This window comes from Paraburkholderia sp. GAS199 (genome assembly GCF_050436585.1).
In the GTDB taxonomy this organism is placed as follows: Bacteria; Pseudomonadota; Gammaproteobacteria; order Burkholderiales; family Burkholderiaceae; genus Paraburkholderia.
The window spans coordinates 808,378-828,904 of record NZ_JBNDMM010000002.1; the positions used below are offsets into that span (position 1 = coordinate 808,378).

17 protein-coding genes, 1 tRNA gene and 1 pseudogene are annotated in these 20,527 nt (G+C 59.9%); 6 read left to right on the forward strand and 13 right to left on the reverse strand.

Translation table 11 applies throughout. From position 1 onward, the window contains the following. Window positions 1-139 precede the first annotated feature (139 nt). From P3T18_RS09705 to P3T18_RS09735, 7 genes are all read right to left on the reverse strand, one after another. Entirely contained in the window at window positions 140-5,119 is a 4,980-nt protein-coding gene (locus P3T18_RS09705) for a DEAD/DEAH box helicase (protein ID WP_429299698.1), read from the reverse strand. 133 nt (window positions 5,120-5,252) lie between these two features. Next, window positions 5,253-5,786 carry an AlpA family phage regulatory protein gene (locus P3T18_RS09710; RefSeq protein WP_429299699.1) on the reverse strand — a complete coding sequence of 178 codons (534 nt, stop codon included), beginning with the start codon at window positions 5,784-5,786 and terminating at the stop codon, window positions 5,253-5,255. 335 nt (window positions 5,787-6,121) lie between these two features. Continuing rightward, window positions 6,122-6,197 (reverse strand) — tRNA-Ala (locus tag P3T18_RS09715). Window positions 6,198-6,267: 70 nt separating this feature from the next. Continuing rightward, window positions 6,268-6,612, reverse strand: coding sequence for a c-type cytochrome (locus tag P3T18_RS09720; RefSeq protein WP_429300078.1), 345 nt, complete (start codon window positions 6,610-6,612; stop codon window positions 6,268-6,270). 26 nt (window positions 6,613-6,638) lie between these two features. Beyond that, entirely contained in the window at window positions 6,639-7,430 is a 792-nt protein-coding gene (locus P3T18_RS09725; protein WP_429299700.1) for a BON domain-containing protein, read from the reverse strand. 26 nt (window positions 7,431-7,456) lie between these two features. Beyond that, complete coding sequence (locus P3T18_RS09730; protein ID WP_429299701.1) at window positions 7,457-8,044, reverse strand: phosphoheptose isomerase; 588 nt, start codon at window positions 8,042-8,044, stop codon at window positions 7,457-7,459. A gap of 218 nt (window positions 8,045-8,262) precedes the next feature. Next, window positions 8,263-8,766: a YraN family protein gene (locus P3T18_RS09735; RefSeq protein ID WP_429300079.1), complete on the reverse strand. Its 504-nt coding sequence runs from the start codon at window positions 8,764-8,766 to the stop codon at window positions 8,263-8,265. 37 nt (window positions 8,767-8,803) lie between these two features. On the opposite strand from P3T18_RS09735, the gene rsmI reads away from it, so the two are divergent. After that, complete coding sequence (gene rsmI / locus P3T18_RS09740) at window positions 8,804-9,682, forward strand: 16S rRNA (cytidine(1402)-2'-O)-methyltransferase (RefSeq protein WP_429299702.1); 879 nt, start codon at window positions 8,804-8,806, stop codon at window positions 9,680-9,682. Window positions 9,683-9,786: 104 nt separating this feature from the next. Here rsmI and P3T18_RS09745 read toward each other — a convergent pair whose 3' ends face one another. Next, window positions 9,787-10,389 carry a septal ring lytic transglycosylase RlpA family protein gene (locus P3T18_RS09745; protein ID WP_429299703.1) on the reverse strand — a complete coding sequence of 201 codons (603 nt, stop codon included), beginning with the start codon at window positions 10,387-10,389 and terminating at the stop codon, window positions 9,787-9,789. Between the two features lie 636 nt (window positions 10,390-11,025). On the opposite strand from P3T18_RS09745, the gene P3T18_RS09750 reads away from it, so the two are divergent. The 3 genes from P3T18_RS09750 (at window position 11,026) to P3T18_RS09760 (ending at window position 12,845) form a co-directional block, all read left to right on the forward strand. Then, a complete protein-coding gene (locus P3T18_RS09750) occupies window positions 11,026-11,670 on the forward strand; it encodes an MBL fold metallo-hydrolase (protein WP_429299704.1) in 645 nt (214 codons plus the stop codon). Continuing rightward, complete coding sequence (locus P3T18_RS09755) at window positions 11,667-12,296, forward strand: exonuclease (protein WP_429299705.1); 630 nt, start codon at window positions 11,667-11,669, stop codon at window positions 12,294-12,296. The genes P3T18_RS09750 and P3T18_RS09755 overlap by 4 nt, the downstream gene beginning before the upstream one ends. A 90-nt stretch (window positions 12,297-12,386) precedes the next feature. After that, window positions 12,387-12,845 carry an Lrp/AsnC family transcriptional regulator gene (locus P3T18_RS09760; RefSeq protein ID WP_012431468.1) on the forward strand — a complete coding sequence of 153 codons (459 nt, stop codon included), beginning with the start codon at window positions 12,387-12,389 and terminating at the stop codon, window positions 12,843-12,845. A gap of 43 nt (window positions 12,846-12,888) precedes the next feature. On the opposite strand, the gene P3T18_RS09765 is transcribed toward P3T18_RS09760, so the two are convergent. The 3 genes from P3T18_RS09765 to P3T18_RS09775 all read right to left on the reverse strand — a co-directional run bounded on the left by P3T18_RS09765 (window position 12,889) and on the right by P3T18_RS09775 (window position 15,753). After that, the gene (locus P3T18_RS09765; protein WP_429299706.1) at window positions 12,889-14,142 is read right to left on the reverse strand and encodes a cation diffusion facilitator family transporter; all 1,254 of its coding nucleotides are present in this window, start codon (window positions 14,140-14,142) and stop codon (window positions 12,889-12,891) included. 251 nt (window positions 14,143-14,393) lie between these two features. Beyond that, window positions 14,394-14,696 carry an H-NS family nucleoid-associated regulatory protein gene (locus P3T18_RS09770; protein ID WP_429299707.1) on the reverse strand — a complete coding sequence of 101 codons (303 nt, stop codon included), beginning with the start codon at window positions 14,694-14,696 and terminating at the stop codon, window positions 14,394-14,396. Between the two features lie 394 nt (window positions 14,697-15,090). Then, on the reverse strand, window positions 15,091-15,753 hold the full coding sequence (locus tag P3T18_RS09775; RefSeq protein WP_429299708.1) for a HugZ family protein: 663 nt from the start codon (window positions 15,751-15,753) through the stop codon (window positions 15,091-15,093). Between the two features lie 249 nt (window positions 15,754-16,002). Here P3T18_RS09775 and P3T18_RS09780 point away from each other — a divergent pair, with 249 nt between their 5' ends. Continuing rightward, window positions 16,003-17,214 carry an MFS transporter gene (locus P3T18_RS09780; protein ID WP_429299709.1) on the forward strand — a complete coding sequence of 404 codons (1,212 nt, stop codon included), beginning with the start codon at window positions 16,003-16,005 and terminating at the stop codon, window positions 17,212-17,214. 537 nt (window positions 17,215-17,751) lie between these two features. On the opposite strand, the gene P3T18_RS09785 is transcribed toward P3T18_RS09780, so the two are convergent. Then, on the reverse strand, window positions 17,752-18,081 hold the full coding sequence (locus P3T18_RS09785; RefSeq protein ID WP_429300095.1) for a hypothetical protein: 330 nt from the start codon (window positions 18,079-18,081) through the stop codon (window positions 17,752-17,754). On the opposite strand from P3T18_RS09785, the pseudogene P3T18_RS09790 reads away from it, so the two are divergent. Continuing rightward, window positions 18,018-19,325: pseudogene (locus tag P3T18_RS09790) on the forward strand (collagen-like triple helix repeat-containing protein); the annotation flags it as partial. The gene P3T18_RS09785 and the pseudogene P3T18_RS09790 overlap by 64 nt on opposite strands. A gap of 155 nt (window positions 19,326-19,480) precedes the next feature. Here P3T18_RS09790 and P3T18_RS09795 read toward each other — a convergent pair. Further along, window positions 19,481-20,497 (reverse strand): cupin-like domain-containing protein, encoded by a 1,017-nt coding sequence (locus P3T18_RS09795; protein ID WP_429299710.1) that lies wholly within the window; start codon window positions 20,495-20,497, stop codon window positions 19,481-19,483. Window positions 20,498-20,527 lie beyond the last annotated feature (30 nt).

The following is a 20,527-nucleotide window of genomic DNA, read 5'->3' on the forward strand; positions in this document are numbered from 1 at the left end:
GACTTGATGTGACTTTAACGAGGTAACTACTGTTTATTTCGGATGCCGTTTGCGATCTTCCGCCTGAGAAATTAGATGGTCACCGTCGCACGAACTGCCGCGTCCTCTCCCAATCCCATCCGGCTATCCCCGAGACCAATCACGCAGTCAGCGCGTCCGGCGCGTCCTTTGCCATCAACTCGCCTACAGTCGGTCCCGGTAATTGAACATCGAGACGCGGCAGCGACTTCACGATCTTCATGGTTTCGAGACTGACCGTCACGACCCGCTGGAACAGTTCCAAAGGATAGCGAGGATTGTTCATCGTCTCGACGGCCCAATCGTTGGCGTCGTTGACGATGCCGCTATCTTTGTCCGTTTTCACACATTGACGCTCGACGACCCAATCCAGTGCTGGTTTACCGTTGACTACATATTCGTAGGCTTCTAGCGGGATACCTTTCGCCGTGATCTTATCGTTGTAGATTAAGGCGGTACGGTCCTTGCCCTTCCCGTAGCGCATCTTCTCGACCCGGTAGTCGGCGTCCGTCAGAAGTAGCCCACCGCCTTCGATCTGCAATGGGTACTTCTCGACCGTCTCATAGTTGACGTGCAGGTGGGCCAAGTCGCGGCCAGCCTTGGAAAACGCCCAGAAGTCAGGGGCGGTCTTCGCGCATGGAATACGTGGCAATTGTTTTTTAAGATTGTCAGAATATCGTTCACGGTAATCCACCGAATGCAGTATCCCGTATACGTAATAGAAGACATCTTCTTTCTCAAACCGATCCCCGGGATACGCTTTCAAAAAATGTGCAAGACCTGCATCGGTCAATGCCTCTCGCCGTCTGGCTTGGGTTCCTCCTGCAGAACCCTCACCAAACAGTGCCACCTGCGACTCGACTGCAGCGTCTTCCTTTCCCGCGACTTCATACAAATAGAGGGGAAAGCACTGGCCGGTTTGCAATAAATGCAGGTCTGGCAAATACCGGGTCATAAGCGCAGAAAAATCCTTCTGCGAACCAACTGCGTTTATGCAGATAGCAAGATTCTCCGCCTTCTCATCTGGAAAAATTCTCGGTATCTGAAGAACCCGCTCGTTTAAGCGCCGGTTGAAATACATCCACTGCTTGCAAAAGGGTCGGTACATGCTCTGGACAAGGTCGGCATTAGCAAACGACAATCGCTGCCCTCTGACAAGCTCCTGCTTAAGATTAACCGACCAACTGATTTTTGCAGGATCGGTGTCAACAAAACGGTCAACCGCCGCTTCCCTCGTTCGCTTGTCCAAGGAAAGATAGATGCGGTCGAAACGTTCAACCTCGCGGTTGTAAAAGTCGAGCATCCGAGACATATTAGCCGTTACTCCGGCCTTGGATGCGTTATAACACCATGCGTCTCGATTTGTTGCCACTCCCAATGAGAAGTTGTCGAAGAGCTTTAATGTCTCTCCTTTCTTGTCACCCAATACGATGTAATCGTTGAAACCATCATCACGTTGACCCAGCCAATCGCCATGGTGATCGGGAGTAATTGTGTTCCAGCCACCTGATTCAGAAACGCCTTTGATACTGGCAAACATGCTGAGCTTACTCAGTTTCTCCTCACGACTGAGGTAGTCACCAATATCATGAAAGTAAAGTTGACCATGAACTCCAGCGCTTGGATTCTTTACTAGAATGGATATCGCAATTGGGGCGCGACTCCCGCTTCCAAAGATCTTGCCACCTTCTTTTCGCGACATTTCCCCGGAAGTACGTTGATTTCCACGTAAATGGAACACGTAGATGCTCGAAAACTCCTCGCATAAACATTCACGTAGGCCGGAGAAGGTACCTGTATCTAGGAAGCTTGCATTGGTGACAAAGCCAATCACACCGTTAGTGCCAAGGCGGTCACTGGCCCATCTGATAGCTCGGATATAGCTGTCATATAGACCTTTCGTGAGTGCGGCCTTCGAGCGATCACCGTATGTAACGCGTATGCGGTTGTCCAAGTCGGGGTATTCGATGTTTTCGGTTCCATCGCCATCTGTCTTTGCTCCTACCGAGTACGGCGGGTTGCCAATGACAACGCGGATGTCCAGCTTCTTCTGGCGCTTACGACGGGCGCTGTTCTCTACAAGCAGAGCGTCCACCATATCTTCCTTTTCATACATCTGAAAGGTGTCTGTTAGACAAATTCCCTCGAAAGGCTGGTACGTGCCGCCGACTATCCCGTGGTACACGGCTTCGATGTTGATGCATGCAATGTAGTACGCCAGCAGCACGATCTCGTTGGCATGAATTTCGTGCTTGTACTTGTTCGGTAGTTCTTCGGCTTTGATGAGGCCGCTTTGCAGCAGGCGAGTCACGAACGTCCCGGTACCGACGAAGGGATCAATGATATGGACGCCCGTGCTACCCAAGCTTAGCCCGAACTCGGTCTGCAGCACGTGCGCAACGCTGTGGATGACGAAATCCACGACTTCGACCGGCGTGTAAACAATGCCTAGTCGCTCCGTCATCTTTGGGAAGGCATTGCGGAAAAATTTGTCGTACAGCTCGACAACGATTTTCTGCTTCCCGGATGCATTGTCGATGCCTTCAGCCCGCATCTTCACGCTCTCGTAGAAACGTTCCAGCGTGTCGGCTTCTTTATCCAGCCGGTGTTCCTGCAACACATCGAGCACACCTTGCATAGCAAGCGACATTGGGTTGTGCTTGGCGAAGCTGTAGTCTTCGAACAGGGCGTCGAAGACCGGCTTCGTAATCAGATGCTGCGCAAGCATCTCGATGATTTCACCGTCTGTGATACTGCCGTTCAGGTCATCGCGCAGTTCGTGAGCAAATGCGTTAAATGCCTCGCGTTCCTTCACGTTTTGAGGGTTCTCGACGATGCCTGCGATGCGGTCGATGTGGGTACGGGCGATCTTGGCTATGTCGTTGGCCCAATCTTCCCAATGGTGTCGGTTGCCGACCTTCTGCACAAGCTTGGCATAGATAGCCTTCTCGATTTCGCCAATCTCGAATTCAAGTTCGCCCTGCTGACTAGGCTCGGTCTTCTTCTTGGCAACGTCACCAATGTCGAAGCTGCCTTTTCCGGCGTTCTTTTTCTTCGCATCCTTGGGGCTTTTTTGCTTCTTCTGGACCTTGTCGGTGATAGCGATAACTTCCATCTTGCTGGTATCGCGACCGACGAGATCAAGCTTGTTCACCATTGCATCGAACTTGTCATCGTGCGAACGCAAAGCTTGAAGCACCTGCCACACGACCTTGTACGTCTGGTTGTCGTTCAGCGCTTCGTGCGGCTCCACGCCAGCAGGGATGACCACCGGCAAGATTACGTAGCCGCGTTTCTTGCCGGGCGCATTGCGCATCACGCGTCCGACCGACTGAACCACATCCACCTGTGAGTTACGCGGCGTGAGGAACAACACGGCATCGAGCGAAGGAACATCGACTCCTTCAGACAGGCAGCGCACATTGCTGAGAATCCGACACGTATTTTCAGGTGCATCGGCCTTCAGCCAAGCCAGCTTTGCTTCCTTCTGACTGGCATTCATACCACCGTCAACGTGTTCAGCTTCGCAAGTCAGGCGAACCGCCTGTTCAAATTCTTCGGTCGCTTCGGCGTTCTGATAGGCCTCAACGACCTCTTGGAACATCCCGGAAATCTGCTTTGAACTGACCTTGTGGGACTTGGCACCCTTCGAGATTTCGATAACTTGGCAGAACGCCACGGCCCGTTTCATTGGGTCGTCGTCTCCGACCAACTCTTCCGCCAAGCCTTGCTTCGACATTGCCTTCCAGCAGCCGACAATTCTCGCAGCATCGTCAACCTTCAACTGGTTGTTCTCATCCTTTAACAAGTCTTGCAAACGACGGCTCACGTGCGCTTCCTCGACCGCCAGCACAATCACCTTGTAATCGACCAACAACTCGCGCTTGACCGCTTCGGAGAAGGTAATGACGAACAGTTCGTCACCGTATAAGGCCTTGTCGTCCATCGAACAGAGCGCGACGTTGTCTCGCTCGGCGGTTGCCTTAGCTGTGTCCGCGTAGATGCGCGGGGTCGCGGTCATGTACAGGCGTTTGGCGGCACTGATGTATCCGGCGTCATGCACCCGGACAAACGTGCTTTCATCGTCGCTGTCGAACGTCGCGCCGGTTGTGCGGTGGGCTTCGTCGCATACGATCAGATCGAAGTCGGCCAGCCCATGTTCCTTCTGCGCCCGACTGATGACATCAATTGAGTGATAGGTGCTGAACACGACGCTCATATGGTCGTTGTCGTGCCGCCTCAGCATTTCCGAAGCAAGTCTGGCGGGGTTCGTTGTGGCCGGATAGCGCAGTTCATGGACGAAGGTTTGGACGGAATCCTCTTCCTTTTTGCGTTTCTTACCCACATCGCTGTCGGAACACACCGCGAAGCTATGCAGCGGCGTCTCGGATTCCTGTGTCCACTCAGTCAGCGTCTGCGAAAGCAGGGACAAGCTCGGAACGAGAAACAGGACCCGCTTGCCAGCACCAGCTACCTGCTCGGCGATTTTCAGGCTGGTGAATGTCTTCCCGGTTCCACAGGCCATTATCAGCTTGCCCCGGTCGGCATCAGCCAATCCAGCAATGACGCCGTTCAGAGCGTTGGTTTGGTGGTCACGCAGTGACTTCTTCGCCTTAATAACCGGCGCAGTCTTCGGCTGGTATTTACTCCAATCAATTTGACTGCTTTCCAGAGCAAACAAGTCGATCTTCGATACGGGCGGCTGTTGGTCAAACAGTGCGTGTTCGGCGTGTTCGCTCCAAGGGGCGTTGGTCGTCGCAACGATAACCCGCTGTGTAAATGGCTTCTTGCCCGATGCAGTGAAGAAGCTGTCGATGTCGCCTTTCTGCACGCGGTAATCCGACGCATACATCTTGCACTGGATCGCATGGTACTCGCCTGTTCCAGCAGTCCTCGCCACCAGATCAATACCCGCATCTCGCTTGTCCAACCCTTGCAAGTTCGCCCATTCCGCATAAGTCCACACGTCGCTGTACAGGTCGCGGTAAGTGGCTTCGTTCCGTAGGTAGCAGACGATCAACTCTTCAAAGTAGGTCCCCTTCTCCCGCTCTGTAACGGCGGCGTGGCGGAAGGTTTCGAGAAGCGTTTGGAGATCGGTCATTTCGGTTATGGCTGGCTGTTAGCGACAAGAACCGGCGTATTATGCCCGCCGAACGTGCCGTAAACCACGGGTAAAAGCGATGTCGAGCACTGGCACGGTCTCGACCCGGCCTTCCGGGCGGCTGCAACAACCCTCATGTTTGTTTTGTCGCATGGATATAGCTTGCCGGGCTTTCCAAAAAGGCCTCTATATCGGCAACGCGCCATGCCACCGAGCGTTCGCCCAACTTCACGGGGGCAGGAAACGTCCCGTCTTTCACCCGCTTATATATTGTTGATCGAGATAGTCCAGTTTCGCGCTGGACTTCCATTCGGCGCATGAGAGCATGTGGACCGCGCCGCCTGTACGTTGGAGTCACGTCCGGGCTGGTCGCCGCTTCTGGTGGCGGGCCCAGATCGGTTGCGCTTTGGTATTTGATCTCATTGCGGGATGTCACCCCTAAATCGATTAGCATCTTCGCGAGGTCGTCCCCCATCGCGGACCATCGCGCAAAAGCCTCGCAATAGGCAGCCACCAGCCGCCCGTCTACGGAACCCAGCACACCTGAATTGGTCAGTTGCTTCGCTACCGCAGGCCAACACGTCAACGCTGCTGGCGACAGAAGTCCCAGTAGCTTCGTCTCGGACATCCCGCTTTTTCGGGCACGCGCCAAATTCGAATTAGGCATGACTCTCTCCGCTAAAGTGCTGACGGACGGGGTCAAGTCAATGTAAATGCGGAGATATGCGGTAGACGGACGGCGGTCACCAGAAAGACCGCTCAACCCGCATCAAAATGTCCGTGAGCGACGGGGGGCCGAAGGATGAGGGGTACGGCATAACAAAGACTACGTTCCGCTGGATGAGTTGACCTCACCTGACAGCATATGCGATCCTCCGCCCGGACAGACAGGCAACTGTCTTGTCACCCTAATGTCACCCTGCGGGGTGTCGAACCAGACAACGATGAACGGTGGCGCAAAAAGAAAAACCGGCCTAAGTGGCCGGTTTTAAAGAGTTTTCTTGGTGGAGAGGAGGAGGATCGAACTCCCGACCTTCGCATTGCGAACGCGACGCTCTCCCAGCTGAGCTACCCCCCCAACGTGCAAATTATTCTAGCACAAGGTTTTCGGCTTTCCTCAAGCCCAAAACCCACCCAACAAACCCCAATCACTTAGCAGCAGAAGGCGACGGAGCCCCCGCCAGCACCCAATCCACCACCGTCCGGATGTCCGCGTCACTCATCGACTGATGCGCCGGCATCGGAATCATGCCCCATACGCCGGAGCCGCCGTCCTTTACCTTCCGCGCCAGTTTTGCCGGCGCCTGCGGGTCGCCTTTGTACTTCGCGGCAATCTGCTGGAAAGACGGCCCAACCAGCTTTCGGTCCACGGCGTGACAACCCATGCAGGCATTGGCGTTGGCAATCGCCTGACCACGCTGCGCGTCGGCAGCATGCGCGACAGGCGCAAAACCCATCGTCATCACACCGGTCGCCAAAGCCGCGGTAAACATCAGCCGACGCAGCGCATCGTGAACCCTCATTGCGCGGCCTTCGGGTTACCCGGATGCACCGAGTTCGAATTGGTGACGGGCGCCGGCGATTGCTGATCGAGCGGACGTGCGCTCACCGACGAGTCCGGGATCGCACCGACGGTCGGCGCACTGGCGTCCGGCTGCGACGCCGGCACCGGCGCCGTTGCAGCCGCAGCGGCCGCCGCGGCGGCTTCTTGCGGCTGGATGTACTGGAACACCTTCACGACCTGCGTCACGCCGGGCACGCGGCTCGCGACGTCCGCGCCGCGATTACCCTCGTCCATCGTGACGAGGCCCATCAGGTACACGGAACCGCGCTCGGCCACGACCTTGAAGTTGTTCGCCGAAATGTCCTTCTCGGCGATCAGCGCGGTCTTCACGCGCGTCTCGAGATAAGTGTCGTTGGTCCGCGAAGAGAAGGAACTGGCCGGCATGATCGCGAGTTCATTGACGATCGTGTTGACGTTGTTCAGTCCGCGCACGATGCTCTCGGCACGCTGCTTGGACGCGTCGCCCGCCACTTCACCGGTCAGCAGCACGCGACGGTTGAATACGGTCACGTTCACGTGCGCGGAGTCAGGCAGATTCTGGCTGATCTGCGAGAGCGCCTTCACCTGCATTTCGCGGTCCTCGGTCTGCGCGCCGAGCGTGCGCCGGTCGGTCGCGACCAGCGCGCCGCCGCCCGCCGCGCCGGCAACGGCGAGAAAGCAACCCTGCAACGTCGCGGACAGCCCCGCCGCGAACCCAACCACCAGCACGGTTCTCACCAGTGTCTTCTTGACGCGGAATACGCTCATCAACTAGCTCTCCTTCGGAATCAGTCTCAGTCTTCGCCCAGCAACATGGCATCGATGCCGTCGCACAGACAGTGGATGGTCAGCAAATGTACTTCCTGAATGCGCGCTGTCCGGTCGGACGGCACGCAGACGTGAATGTCGGTGTCGCTCAAAACTTCGTGCGCGCGTCCGCCGCCCTTGCCGGTCAGCGCGATCACGATCATTTCGCGTTCGTGCGCGGCCTCGATCGCGGCGAGCACGTTGGCCGAATTGCCGGACGTGCTGATGGCAAGCAGCACGTCGCCCGGTTGACCGAGCGCCCAAACCTGTTTGGAGTAGATCTGTTCGAACGAGTAGTCGTTCGCGATCGCGGTCAACACGGAGGTGTCGGTGCTCAGAGCGATCGCAGGCAAACCGGGCCGCTCCCGTTCGAAGCGGCCGATCAGTTCCGCGGCGAAATGCTGCGCGTCGGCAGCGGAGCCGCCGTTGCCGCACGAGAGAATGCGATTGCCGTTGGCGAGCGCGGCGAACATCGTGTCGATCGCTGCGGCGATCGGCATCGACAGTGTTTCAAGGGCTTCGAGTTTGACTGCCGCGCTGTCGCGGAAGTGTTGTTGAATGCGTTCGACTGACATCGAGTCTCTATCTTCTACCGCGAATGGACCGCACTGCGCGGCCGTGTTGTGAAGTCATGTTGCGAAGTCGCGCTGCCCGATGAACTACGTCGCCAACGCAGTGCATCCGCGCGCGAAACGTCGCGAATTGCGCTGCTTCCCGAGTTGTCGACGCTAACGCCGGGGCCTGCACGCGAGCGCAAGTTTATCGCACTCACGCGCCTTGTCCCCACGCCGCGTCAGACTTCGTCGACGCGAAACGCATCGCGCAGCCAGACGAGGTGGCCCGCTTCGAACGCGATCACATCGAAACGGCAGGCGGGTTCGTCGCGAGAAAGTGCGCAACGGCTCGCCAGATAATGTCGCGCGGCGCGTACGATGCGCTGCCTCTTCTGCCACCCGACGCTCGCCGCCGCGCCGCCGTAACTCCGCTGCGCCCGCGCCCGCACTTCGACGAACACGAGCGAGCCGTCGCGTTCGCGCATGACCAGATCGATCTCGCCGCCACGGCACGACACGTTGCGCGCGACGACCCGCAGACGCTGGCGCTGCAAAAACTCCAGCGCTCGCGTTTCGAATGCATCGCCGACGAACTTGGACCCGCTCTGTCCTGAAAAGTTGTGCGGCCCGTTGGCGGTCGGCATCGCGGACAGTTTTTGTCGGCTAACACGCGGCGCAACTGCCCCGACGCCAGGCTGCGCCGTCCGCGTGGCATCCGGTACGCCAGCCGCTGCGTGGCACAATGACGGCCTCGTTCTGTCTGTCTGCGTCTTCTGTCTCATGACTCCTCTCTCCGAACTCGCGCAAGGGCAGCAGTACCCCGCTGCCGCGCTATATGTGGTGGCCACGCCGATCGGCAATATCGCGGACGTGACGCTGCGCGCGTTGCACGTGCTCGGACTGGTGGATCGCATCGCCGCCGAAGACACCCGCAACACCGGTCAGTTGCTCGCGCGATACGGCATCTCGAAACCGCTCATGGCGGTTCACCAGCACAACGAACGCGACGCGGCGGTGCGCCTCGTCGAACATCTGCAAGCGGGCGAGCGCGTGGCTTACGTTTCGGACGCGGGCACACCGGGCATTTCCGACCCTGGCGCCAAACTCGTCGACGCGGTGCGCGAAGCCGGCTTTCCGGTCATTCCGCTACCCGGCGCAAGCGCGCTCGCGACCGCGCTGAGCGCGGCCGGCGATTGGGTCGCGACATTCTCGTTTCTCGGTTTCCTGCCGCCCAAAACGAAAGCACGCGCGGCGACGCTGCAAACCCTGGCGCAACATCCACACGCCATGGTTTTTTACGAAGCACCCCACCGCATCGTCGAAACAGTGCAGGCGTTGGCCGACGCGTTCGGCGGCGAGCGCAAGCTGCTGATCGCGCGAGAACTGACGAAGTTACATGAAGCGCTGCATCGCGGCACCCTGGCCGAAGGGCCAACGTGGCTTGCCGCAGACCCGAACCGTCAACGTGGCGAGTTCGTGCTGGTGGTGGAAGGCGCGCAGCCGGAAACCGCCGGCGAGCACGATCACGACACGTTGCTGGGCATTCTGCTGGAAGAGTTGACGGTGAGCAGCGCGGCGAAGGTCGCGGCGGCCATCACGGGCGCGTCGCGCAACGCGTTGTACACGCGCGCGCTCGCCCTGAAGAAAGACGAAGAGTAAAAAGCTGACCAGCAAAAACAAAGGGCCGCTCGAAGCGGCCCTTTGTCATGTGAACATCGACTTGATCTCGCGACGCTGAAGCCAGCGCCCGCGGTTCGGTCAGATTACTTCTCTGCGGTCGAACCCGAGTTCGACGCCAGCATTTCGTTGCGCGCGGCGCGTGCTTCCTGCGCGGTCAGACCTTCGATCTGCACGCGTGCCGTGCCGGCGTGACGCATTTCGAGCGCGTTGGCGGCGGCCATCGACAGATCGATGACCCGACCGCGAGCGTACGGACCACGGTCGTTGATACGCACGACGACCGAGCGCGACGTGGCCGGATTGGTCACGCGAACGTACGAACCCAGCGGCAACGTGCGATGCGCGGCGGTGAGCGCGTGCATGTCGTAGCGCTCGCCGTTGGCCGTGCGGCGGCCGTGGAAGCCGCGGCCGTACCACGAGGCGCGGCCGGTCTGATGGAAGTCAGACACGCCGGAACTGTCGTCCGTGAGAGGCTGCGCGTCGGCCAGCGGCGTACCTTTGGCAGCTGCGCCAGAAGCCGGCGCGTTGCCATAGGATTGCGGTCCGAAGGAGCTAGCCTGCACGTTTTTCGTGCTCAGCGGAGCGCCGCTGTCGGACGTACTGGTCGCGCCCGGAGGCGTGGCACAGCCGGCCAGCACAAAAAAGGCAAAAAGAGTCCCCAGACCACGGGATAACCGAGTTTTCATAAGACGTAAAATCACAATGTCGAGCCGCATCACGCCAAAGTTGAGCGTGTTGCCTGCGACTCCGGCGGCAAAGGACGACAGCGCGCCGCGCAGATTGCGCAGAACGTAGTAGCCCGGATGCGACTCCCTCAGCCGCTACCGCACGGTTAATTTTCACGTCTGGCGCAACCTGTCCCCGGCAGCCTGACCAGACCCCACATGCCGCCATCGAACGTGGCAAACACGTTCTTGCGCGCGGAACTCAGCGCACAGGAACGGCGGCGTAGGCCCCACCCAGCGTCACGGAAGTTAGGTCCGTAGCAGGCGCGCGGCGCCTGGCTGGGCAAGACGTGTGCATCGAACGCATCGATACTTGATGGCTGCCGACAACAGCGACAGCCCTTACTTGAGTGGCGATCCGCGCTCCCATTTTTGATGGGGACGCATCGCCGTGTGGCAACACAGTGAACCTGTGTATGACCGCATTATACCCAAAACAAAATTTTGGGACGGCAAGCGACTGAAAACCTTGATGAATTTTCACGCCTGTTGCAAAAATGAGCAGACGAAAGCCTGTTGCAGCGCGCCATACAGGCCATCGACGAGGCGCGCGAAGAGGCCGGTACAATCGATCTTTTACCAGCGGCGCCGACCTCCATGAAAGTCACATTGATCCCCGTCACGCCGTTCCAGCAGAACAGTTCGCTGCTCGTTTGCGAGGCAACGGGACGCGCGGCCGTCGTCGATCCGGGCGGCGATCTCGATGTCATTCAAGGCGAAGTGACGCGTCAGAACGTGAGCGTCGAAAAGATTTTTTTGACGCACGGTCATATCGACCACTGCGCCGGCGCCAAGACTCTCGCGGCGCACTATGGCGTGCCGATCGAAGGACCGCATCCGGACGAGCGCTTCTGGCTCGACAAACTACCCGACCAGAGCACGCGCTTCGGATTTCCCGCTGCTGAAGCGTTCGAGCCGGACCGCTGGCTCGACACCGGCGAGACCGTGCAGTTCGGCGCCGAAACGCTGGAGGTCTATCACTGTCCCGGCCACACGCCCGGACATGTGGTGTTTTTCAGCCGCGCGCACCGGCTCGCGCTCGTCGGCGACGTGCTGTTCGCCGGTTCGATCGGACGCACGGATTTTCCGCGCGGCAATCACGAAGATCTGGTGCGGTCGATCCGCGAAAAACTCTGGCCGCTCGGCGACGACGTCACCTTCGTGCCCGGCCACGGCCCCACCTCGACGTTCGGCGCTGAGCGTCGCACGAACCCCTATGTCGCCGACGGAGTAGCAGCATGAGCAGCGAAATTTACGTGAGTACAGATGTCGAAGCGGACGGCCCGATTCCCGGTCCGCATTCGATGCTCAGTTTCGCCTCCGCCGCCTATACGGAAGACAAACAGTTGATCGCCACTTTTTCGGCGAATCTCGAACTGCTCGACGGCGCTGCGCCGCATCCGGTTCAGGAAGCCTGGTGGAAAACGCAGCCGGAAGCATGGGAAGCCTGCCGCAAAGATCTGCAACAGCCCCAAGCAGCGTTGACCGCTTACGTGGACTGGGTCGAAGCCTTGCCGGGCAAGCCCGTTTTCGTGGCAATGCCCGCCGGTTTCGACTTCACCTACATGTTCTGGTACATGATGCGCTTCGTCGGACGCTGTCCGTTTTCGTGGTCAGCGCTCGACATCAAAACGCTCGCCTTCGCGATGACCGGCCTGCCCTATCGCAAGAACATCAAGCCGCGCTTTCCCAAACACTGGTTCGACGAACATCCGCACACGCACGTCGCGCTCGACGACGCCATCGAACAGGGCGCGCTCTTCTGCAACATGCTGAAAGACCTGCGCGCCGCCCAGGCCATCACGCTGGCAGCCCGACAAGATGGGGACGGCTTAGGACAAAACGCCGCCGAGGAACCGGCAAATTAGGTAATCTCCCTCGCGAGACGCGTTTTACATTGCGTTTCGTTTTCGCGCCCTCTACCATGCGTTGATACGGCGACGCCAACGGAGGCGCAGTTGACACTCGACACTTTCTCTCAAAAAATCCTGCGCCTACTGCAGCTCGACGCACGCCGCTCCGTGCAAGAAATTTCCGACCAGGTCGGTCTGTCGAGCACGCCATGCTGGCGGCGCATCAAGGACATGGAGCAGTCGGGGGTCATCCAGCGCTACACGGCGTTGCTCGACCGCGAAAAGTTGGGTCTGCACGTCTGCGCGCTCGCGCATATTCACCTGACCCGCCACACCGAAGGCGGGGTCGAGCAGTTCGAGCGCGAAATCGCCACCTGTCCGGAAGTCACCGAGTGCTACAGCACGACCGGCGAGTCCGACTACATCCTCAAAATCGTCGCGCCGGATATCAAGGCGTACGACAGCTTCCTGCACGAACGCATCTTCAAGATTCCAGCCGTCGCGCAAGTGCGCACGAGCGTCGTATTGCGCGAAATCAAATTCGATACGCAGTTGCCGCTGTAAAGCGCCGGGATCGACGCGTCCGACGCGCTCGCCGAGCCGCAGGTCAAAGCGTTTTGTAGCGCGAGATTTTGACGGCAGCGGCGCGTGCCTCGTCGGTGCTTTCCTGCGCCGCGGCACTGGAGCCGGCCTCGGCGGATTGCGCACTCAGTGCGCGCAGCACGTCGAGTTTGCGCGCGCCGAGGCGGCGTCTCAGCGCGTCCAGGTCGACGCGTTCGAGCTTGCGTCCGTCCGTTTCCAGAATCGACGACTCCGCCACCGCCGGGAGTATCACCTCGACGTCGAGCCCCGCGTCCAGGTAATGCAGATTCACCGCCGCCACGCTCATGCCGCCCGAGCCGAACGCCGCCTTCACTTCCGACAGCACGCGCTTTCGCGCGGGCAGACTGACGAGCGGCTTCGATTGCGTGTCGCTCTCCGGATCGACGTGGATCAGCGCATCGAGCACGCGGCTGTCGGTCAAAAGACGCATACGCGCCGACTCCGCGATGTAGTGACCTTCCGACACCGAGATCAGCGGATCGACCAGGATGTGTGCGTCGACGAGCGCGAAATCGCCCATCTTGCGAGTGCGCATTTCGTGCACGTCCAGCACGCCGGGCGTCGAGAGCAGCAATGCGCGAATATCGGCGGCGGCGGTATCGTCGAGCGCGCGGTCGGAGAGATCCTGAAGCGCGTCCCAACCGAAAGTCCAACCCATGCGCGCCACCATGAAGCCGACGATGGCAGCCGCGATCGGATCGAGCAGACGCACGCCCGCGAGACTGCCGACAATGCCGATCGCCACCACCAGCGAAGACGCCGCATCCGAACGCGCATGCCATGCGTTCGCGATCAGCATGGCGGAGCGCACGCGCTGCGCGTCGCGCAACATATAGCGGAACAGACATTCTTTTGAAACCAGCACGAGCACCGCGACGAACAGCGCACTCGTATGGACGGCAGGAATGCTTTGAAGATCGGTGAGCCGGACGCCGGCGCGCCACAACATGCCGACGCCCACCGCAATCAATAACGCACCGAGAAACAGCGACGCGACGGTCTCGTAACGGCTATGGCCGTAATTGTGATCTTCGTCGGGTTCGGCGCCGCTGTGACGATTGGCGATCAGAACGACAAAATCGGAAATCAGATCGGCCAGCGAATGAACGCCGTCGGCAACCAGCGCCTGAGAATGCGCAAACACGCCGATGACAACCTGTAATGTCATCAGCACCGTATTGAGCGCGATACTCACAAAGGTCGTTTTGCGCGCGACGTGGTATTTCTCGGAGGACTGGACGGCGGCAGCGGAAGGCATCTGAGAAGCGGCATAAGAGGTTCAATGCCTGCATTCTAACCGGCAGTTCTCACACGGCGTCCGGGCTTTTTTGGATTCCTCTTTCAAATCATGCGCTTATACAAATGAAAAAGATTCGCATTCGACTTCAAAGCGGTCGCGCCCGCAAAAACCCGCAGACAATTTGACGCGGCAATAAAAAAACCGCGTCCGGTTCGGTACGCGGTTTTCTTCAACAGCGACGCGCCGGATAAGCGCGCTTGATGCGGGTATTACTTCTCGATCAGAAACTTCTCGCGATCGAGACCGGCGATCCAGCGCGGCGGCTTGCCACGGCCCGACCACGTGCTACCGCTATCCGGATCGCGATACTTGGGCGCGACACCAGCGCGCGGGCGACCGGCTTTAACATTTTTAGCCGCACGGCCGCCACCGAGTTCAGCCAGCGTAATGCCGTAGTCAGCCATTTTTTGCTTGATCTCATTCAAGACTTCCGCGTATTCGCGCGACTTGGCTTCTTCGATCTGCTTTTCGAGCTTCTCGCGCTGCGCGAGTAGTTCCTTGTAGGAAGACATAGATTCCCTTGTGGTTTGGATAAATGACTGCCAGTCTTAAGCCAGCTTGCCCTTAGAAGGTGTACATGCCATCGGAATTTGATGGCGAGATTAACACAAAATAGAAAGACGACAGAAGCGCATTCGTTAAATTAATCCAATTTCGTTTCAAAAAATTTCCCGCGTGACACGGAGTTACATGCGTTCTTTGAATAAGCTGATTTCGCATTTTGCTGAAAAGTTCCGACAGGGACTTGTTAGCACGGGATTAATTATCAAAGCATGCTATTTAAAAAGATTATTTCTCGCCAACATTTCATGCCATGAAAGCTTAATGGGCAGAGTCGGAAGATATTGCTGCCTATGCGCGCCCGTGGTTATTGGCGCATAGGCGTTTCCCCGAATCGCTCAAAGCCTATTCGGCATAGCGCTCGATGCAATCTTGAAGCGCGGCACGCAAGCTTTCGGTATTGAGTTTGGCGTCTTCGAAGTGAAACCGCGTGCGAACCGCGTCGATTTTCAGATCGACGCCGTAACGGTCGACGCCCATAACCTGGAGTTTGGCGGTAAGCGCCGAATGACTCGAGATCAGATCGAGCATCGCGCTTTCTTCTTCGAAGTCGAGCGGCGGCAGTGGATCGAGATCGACGCCGTCGAGCCAGCCCATTGCACCGAAGCCGCCGATGTAGCGCATCCGTTCGAGCCGCATGGTCCAGAACGAAAAGTCGCCCAGCACAAGATAGCGTTCCGCGTCCGGGTGATAGCGCAAGTAGCGGCGCACCAGCTCCTGCGCCGGCTCGACCTGCTCGAAGCGGCCGAGCAAGGTCAGACGCTGGCCACTCAGGACGTCATCGTCCGGCGTGTCGACCACCAGAAAACCGGCGCGCGAGTCGGCGTGCAGATTATGCGTATGCTCGGCGAGCCGACTGACGAGAATAGTTGGACGATGCCTTGCATCCAGCGCAAACGGCAGCAAGGTCGGATACGGAAAACCTTCGGGCTGGCGCGCGTGAGTCGCGAGCGTTCCGGTGGCCGCGCTGTGCAGCAGATGCAAGGGAGCGTGAGCGGGAATATTCAAGTGCGTTCCTCGATGATCGAACCACTGCAGATAATCGCCACGACCGTGATCCGTGGCATGACAGGAGCGGCATCGACAAACTGAGCCGTCGATGGGCGATTCGATATCGCGATCGTGTCGGCGGCCGATTCAAACAATCGTATGTGCTCGGCGACTGCGCGCCAAGCATAAGACAGTCCGCTTCGTTAGAATCGGAACTTTCGCTTTCAACGCGCTTTCTTCGCGTTCGCGCGCCTCTCCGAGATCTCCGTGTCCGACCGCTCTTCCGAATTCGACCTCATCCCCGCCGCCCACCGCGATCTCACCGACACGGCGCGCCAGCGCGCGAGGTTCGCCACGATGGCGGTGTTCTTCATCGCCGGCATGATGTACGCGTCATGGGGGGTGCACGTCCCGACCGTGCGCGACCGTTTCCATCTGAACGCGGCCATGCTTTCGTTCGCGCTACTCGCCGTGGCCGGCGGCTCGATTGGTGCGATGGCGGCAAATGCGTCGTGGATAGCGCGGGTCGGCACGCGCCGCGCGTGTCTCGCCGGCGGTCTCACGATGTCGGTCTGCGCCACGTTGATTCTGATCGTGCCGGCGTACTGGATGCTGCTGGTTGTGCTTGCCGTTTTCGGCGCAGGCATGGCCACGCTCGATGTCGCCATGAACGCAGAAGCCAGTGCAGTGGAAAAAGCGCTCGGCAAGCCGATCATGTCGTCGCTGCACGGCATGTTCAGCGTCGGCGGCATGATCGGCGCGGCGGTGGGTGGCGCGTTGCTGTCGCGCGGCATGGCGCCCGCCGTGCACCTGGTATTGGCCGCGGCGGTGAGCGCGCTCGTGCTGATCGCCGCGGCGCCGTCCGTGCTGCCGCATGTGCCGCACGCCGATCATCCGGACGGCGCCACGCCGCGCGCCAATCGCTGGCGCTCGCCGGCCTTGTGGGCGCTCGGCGCGGTTGCGCTGGTTGCCTTGATCGCCGAGGGCGCGATGTACGACTGGGCCACGGTGTACATGCGCGACGTGGTGCTCGCCACGCCAGCATTCGCGAGCGCCGCCTACGCTGCGTTTTCCGGTGGCATGGCCGCCGCCCGTTTTGCCGGCGATGCCGTGCGCGCCCGCTTCGGCGCGCCGCAACTGGTGATGGCGAGCGCGTCGCTTGCCTGTGCCGGGATGGTCGGTGCACTGTTGCTGCCGAATCCGGTCGCCGCGTTGATCGGCTTCGCGCTGATGGGTTTGGGGCTCGCCAACATGATGCCGGTGCTGTTTGCCGCCGCGGCGAACGTCAAGGGGATTCATGCGGCCGAAGGACTCGCGCACGTCGCGGGGCTCGCTTACTTCGGACTGCTGCTCGGCCCGGTGATTATCGGCGCGGTGACGCAGGTGACGAACTTGCCGATCGGGCTCTCCGTCGTGGCTGCGTGTTCGGCGCTGATCGCGGTGGTCGGTCCGAAGGTTTTACGGCGACTGAAAATCTGACGTCCGGCATTCGGCCATGCGCTTCGAGGCCTCGTCACGCCCGCGTGATCGTGGTCTTACGTTACGTTACGCGTCGAGCGCGCGCCGCTGTGTTCCGCGCCACATCCGTTTGACGGATGCCTTGCCCGGCACTTTTCACGAAATACAAATCCCTGTTTTATAAGGATTTTTTAGCCTGAAATCGATCGCTGAAGAAATGGCATAGGCCTTGCAGTTAGCTCTCCAACGTTTTTCCAAACAAACGGGGGAGAGGGGCCATGAATCGCAATTTCAAACTCACGACAATCGCCATGTGCGTGTCGTCGATGATCGCATTAACGGGCTGTGGCAGCACGCTGACACGACCGACTGTTTCGACGGGTGCAGGAAGCGCAGCGGGCGGTGGCGCAGGCGGCGCTCTGGGTGGCGGCTCGGGTTCGGGTAGCGGCGGTGGCGGCGGGACTACGCCTACGCCGACTCCTACACCGACTCCTACGCCGACGCCGACGCCGACGCCGACGCCGACTCCTACACCGACGCCGACTCCGACTCCGACTCCTACACCGACGCCGACTCCGACTCCGACTCCGACTCCGACTCCGACTCCGACTCCGACTCCGACTCCAACTCCCACACCGACGCCGACTCCGACGCCGACTCCCACGCCGACGCCGACTCCGACGCCGACTCCCACGCCGACGCCGACTCCCACACCGACGCCGACTCCGACTCCCACACCGACGCCAACGCCAACGCCAACGCCGACGCCGACACCGACACCGACGCCAACACCAACACCGACGCCAACACCGACGCCGACGCCGACTCCGACGCCGACACCGACGCCGACACCGACACCAACACCGACACCGACACCGACGCCAACACCGACGCCGACGCCGACGCCCACCAGCGCCAACCCGATCGGCATCGTTGTCCAGAACGGCGGCAACGTCGTTACCGCGACGGGTCAAACCGTGTCCGCGATCGGCAGTCAGATTGGCCTCACGCCGATCCCCGGCGGCAATCCGGCAACGACGACCGCGCTCGGCGGCGTCGTGTCGAATCTCGGCGATGGCGTGACGGCGCTCGGCACCGGTCTGTCGAGCGGCCTTGGTCAACTGGGCAACTCGAAAGATCCGCTCGGCACCACGCTCGCGAGCAGCGGCAACCTTGTGTATGACGCAGGTCAAGCCGTCAACAGCGCGGGCAAACTCGTGACGAGTCTCGGCAGTGGCCCCACCGCGCCGCTCAGCCCGTTGACGACACCGCTCGGCGCCACGGTCTCGACGCTCGGCAACGTGGTCAGTGGCATCGGCACGAAGCTCGGCGATCAGTTGACCAACGGTCCGATCCAGCAAGTCACGCAGACGGTCAGCACCGCGATCACGCCGATCACCAGCACGCTCGCGCAGACGACCCAAACCGTCGGCGATACGACGGGACTCGGCAAACCGCTGAACGGTCTGTTGTCGACGATCGGTCACGGACTCGACAGCGCAGGCGGCAAACTGAGCGGCGCCACCGACAATCCGATCGGTCAGAATCTCGGCAACGTCGTCACGAAGCTCGGTGACACCGTCACGTCGGCCGGCGGTCTGCTGACCGCGGGCGGTTCCGGCAGCGGCAATCCGTTGGGCGGCCTCACGGGCATTCTCAATCCGGGCGGCAGCGGCGGCACCTCGGGCAATCCGCTCGCTCCGCTGACCAGCATTCTCACGGCGCTTCCCGGCACCTTGAGCGGCGGTCTGACGGGCGGCAGCGGCACCGGCCCGCTTGCACCGCTGACCAACGTCCTCACCACGTTGACCGGCTCGCTCAGCGGCGCCACCGGCGGCTCGGGCAGTCCGCTCGCACCGTTGACCGGCGTGGTCACCACCGTCACCGGCGCGCTCAGCGGCGCGACCAGCGGCGGCAGCAACCCGCTTGCGCCGGTCACGTCGGCCGTAACCTCGTTGACCAACGCGCTCGGCGGGGCGACCGGATCAAGCGGAACCAGCAATCCGCTCGCGCCGGTCACGGGCCTGCTGACCACCGTCACCGGAACGCTGACAGGTGCGGTCAGCTCGACTGGCGGAACCTCGGGCGGCGGTCTGCTGAGCGGCCTCGGTGCATTGACCAGCAAGAAGTAACGCAACGAATAACGACAGCAAATAACGGCGCAATAAAAAAACGCGCTAGAAGGGAGGCGGCGAGCCGGGCAACCGGTTCGCCGTTTTTTTTATTCGCGGGAAGAAGCGGACCGGCAGCGACCGTGATCATCTTCGGCCACTGCGTCCATGAAGTTTTACAGCTCGTGATACGTGTCGTAATTGGCGGAGAAATCGTTTCGCTGCAAAAAGTTAGTGAAGGTCATCGTGACGGACGCATCGAGTCCTTCGACGTAATGCCACCAGCCGATCGGCAGAAACAGCAACTCGCCGGGCGACAGCGTGCATTCGATCAGTTGCGCGTGATGCATCGAAGGAAAACGGTCGTAATCGATCGCGCTGCCGTCCACCTGCGAATAACAATGCAGATCGTTCGCCATGTGCGGCGTGTCGGACAACGGCACGAGTCTGATCTTCTTGCGCCCGATTACCTGCGCCATGAAGTTGTTGGTGAGATCGTGATGAAACGGCGTTCGGGTGCCGGCCGGTCCCATCCAGAAAAAGCCGGTATCGGGCGAACCGGCGTCGAGATATTCGGCAATAGGCGGCACGTCCGGCCATAACGCCGACAGCGCCGCGCGATTGTGCGAGGTGTTATTGGCCGTCATGTAGAAGTCGTTGGTCGAACCGCTGCGCTCGACCAGATCGACATAATCGGCAAAGCGCATCATGCGCTTGAGTTTCGGCTGGTTGATTTCGTAGTTCGCGTCGGAGTCTCGGCCGAACTGCACTTCGACCTGACAATCGCCGCAAAGCTCGCGGAAATAATCGAAGCTCCATTTTTGCCGCGCCGGCCAGAAATCAAATGCACCCGTGATGATGACCGGCCGGTTCTGAAAGTAGTACTGCTCGAAGAATTCGTCGCGCGATAAACGCTCGCGTCTTTCGACGACGCCACTACCTGCGCGCATGCGGTTCAACGTGCCATACACCGACAATATCCACTCGCGCTTACGCAAACGATTGCGCATACGCGTGGCGCCCTGCAGATAAGGACTGGCCAGCGCGATCTCGATTTCGCGCGCGGCCTGTGTCGCGTCGAAACCATGTCCGACCAGCGCACCGTGCAAGGAAGGCGGCGGTGCATCGAGCATCAGATTTTCGGCGATCCAGCGCCGCCAGCCGTCGTCGAACGAACGGGTCACAGTGCTCACGACTTTCTCCCAGATATTTATTTTTCGAAC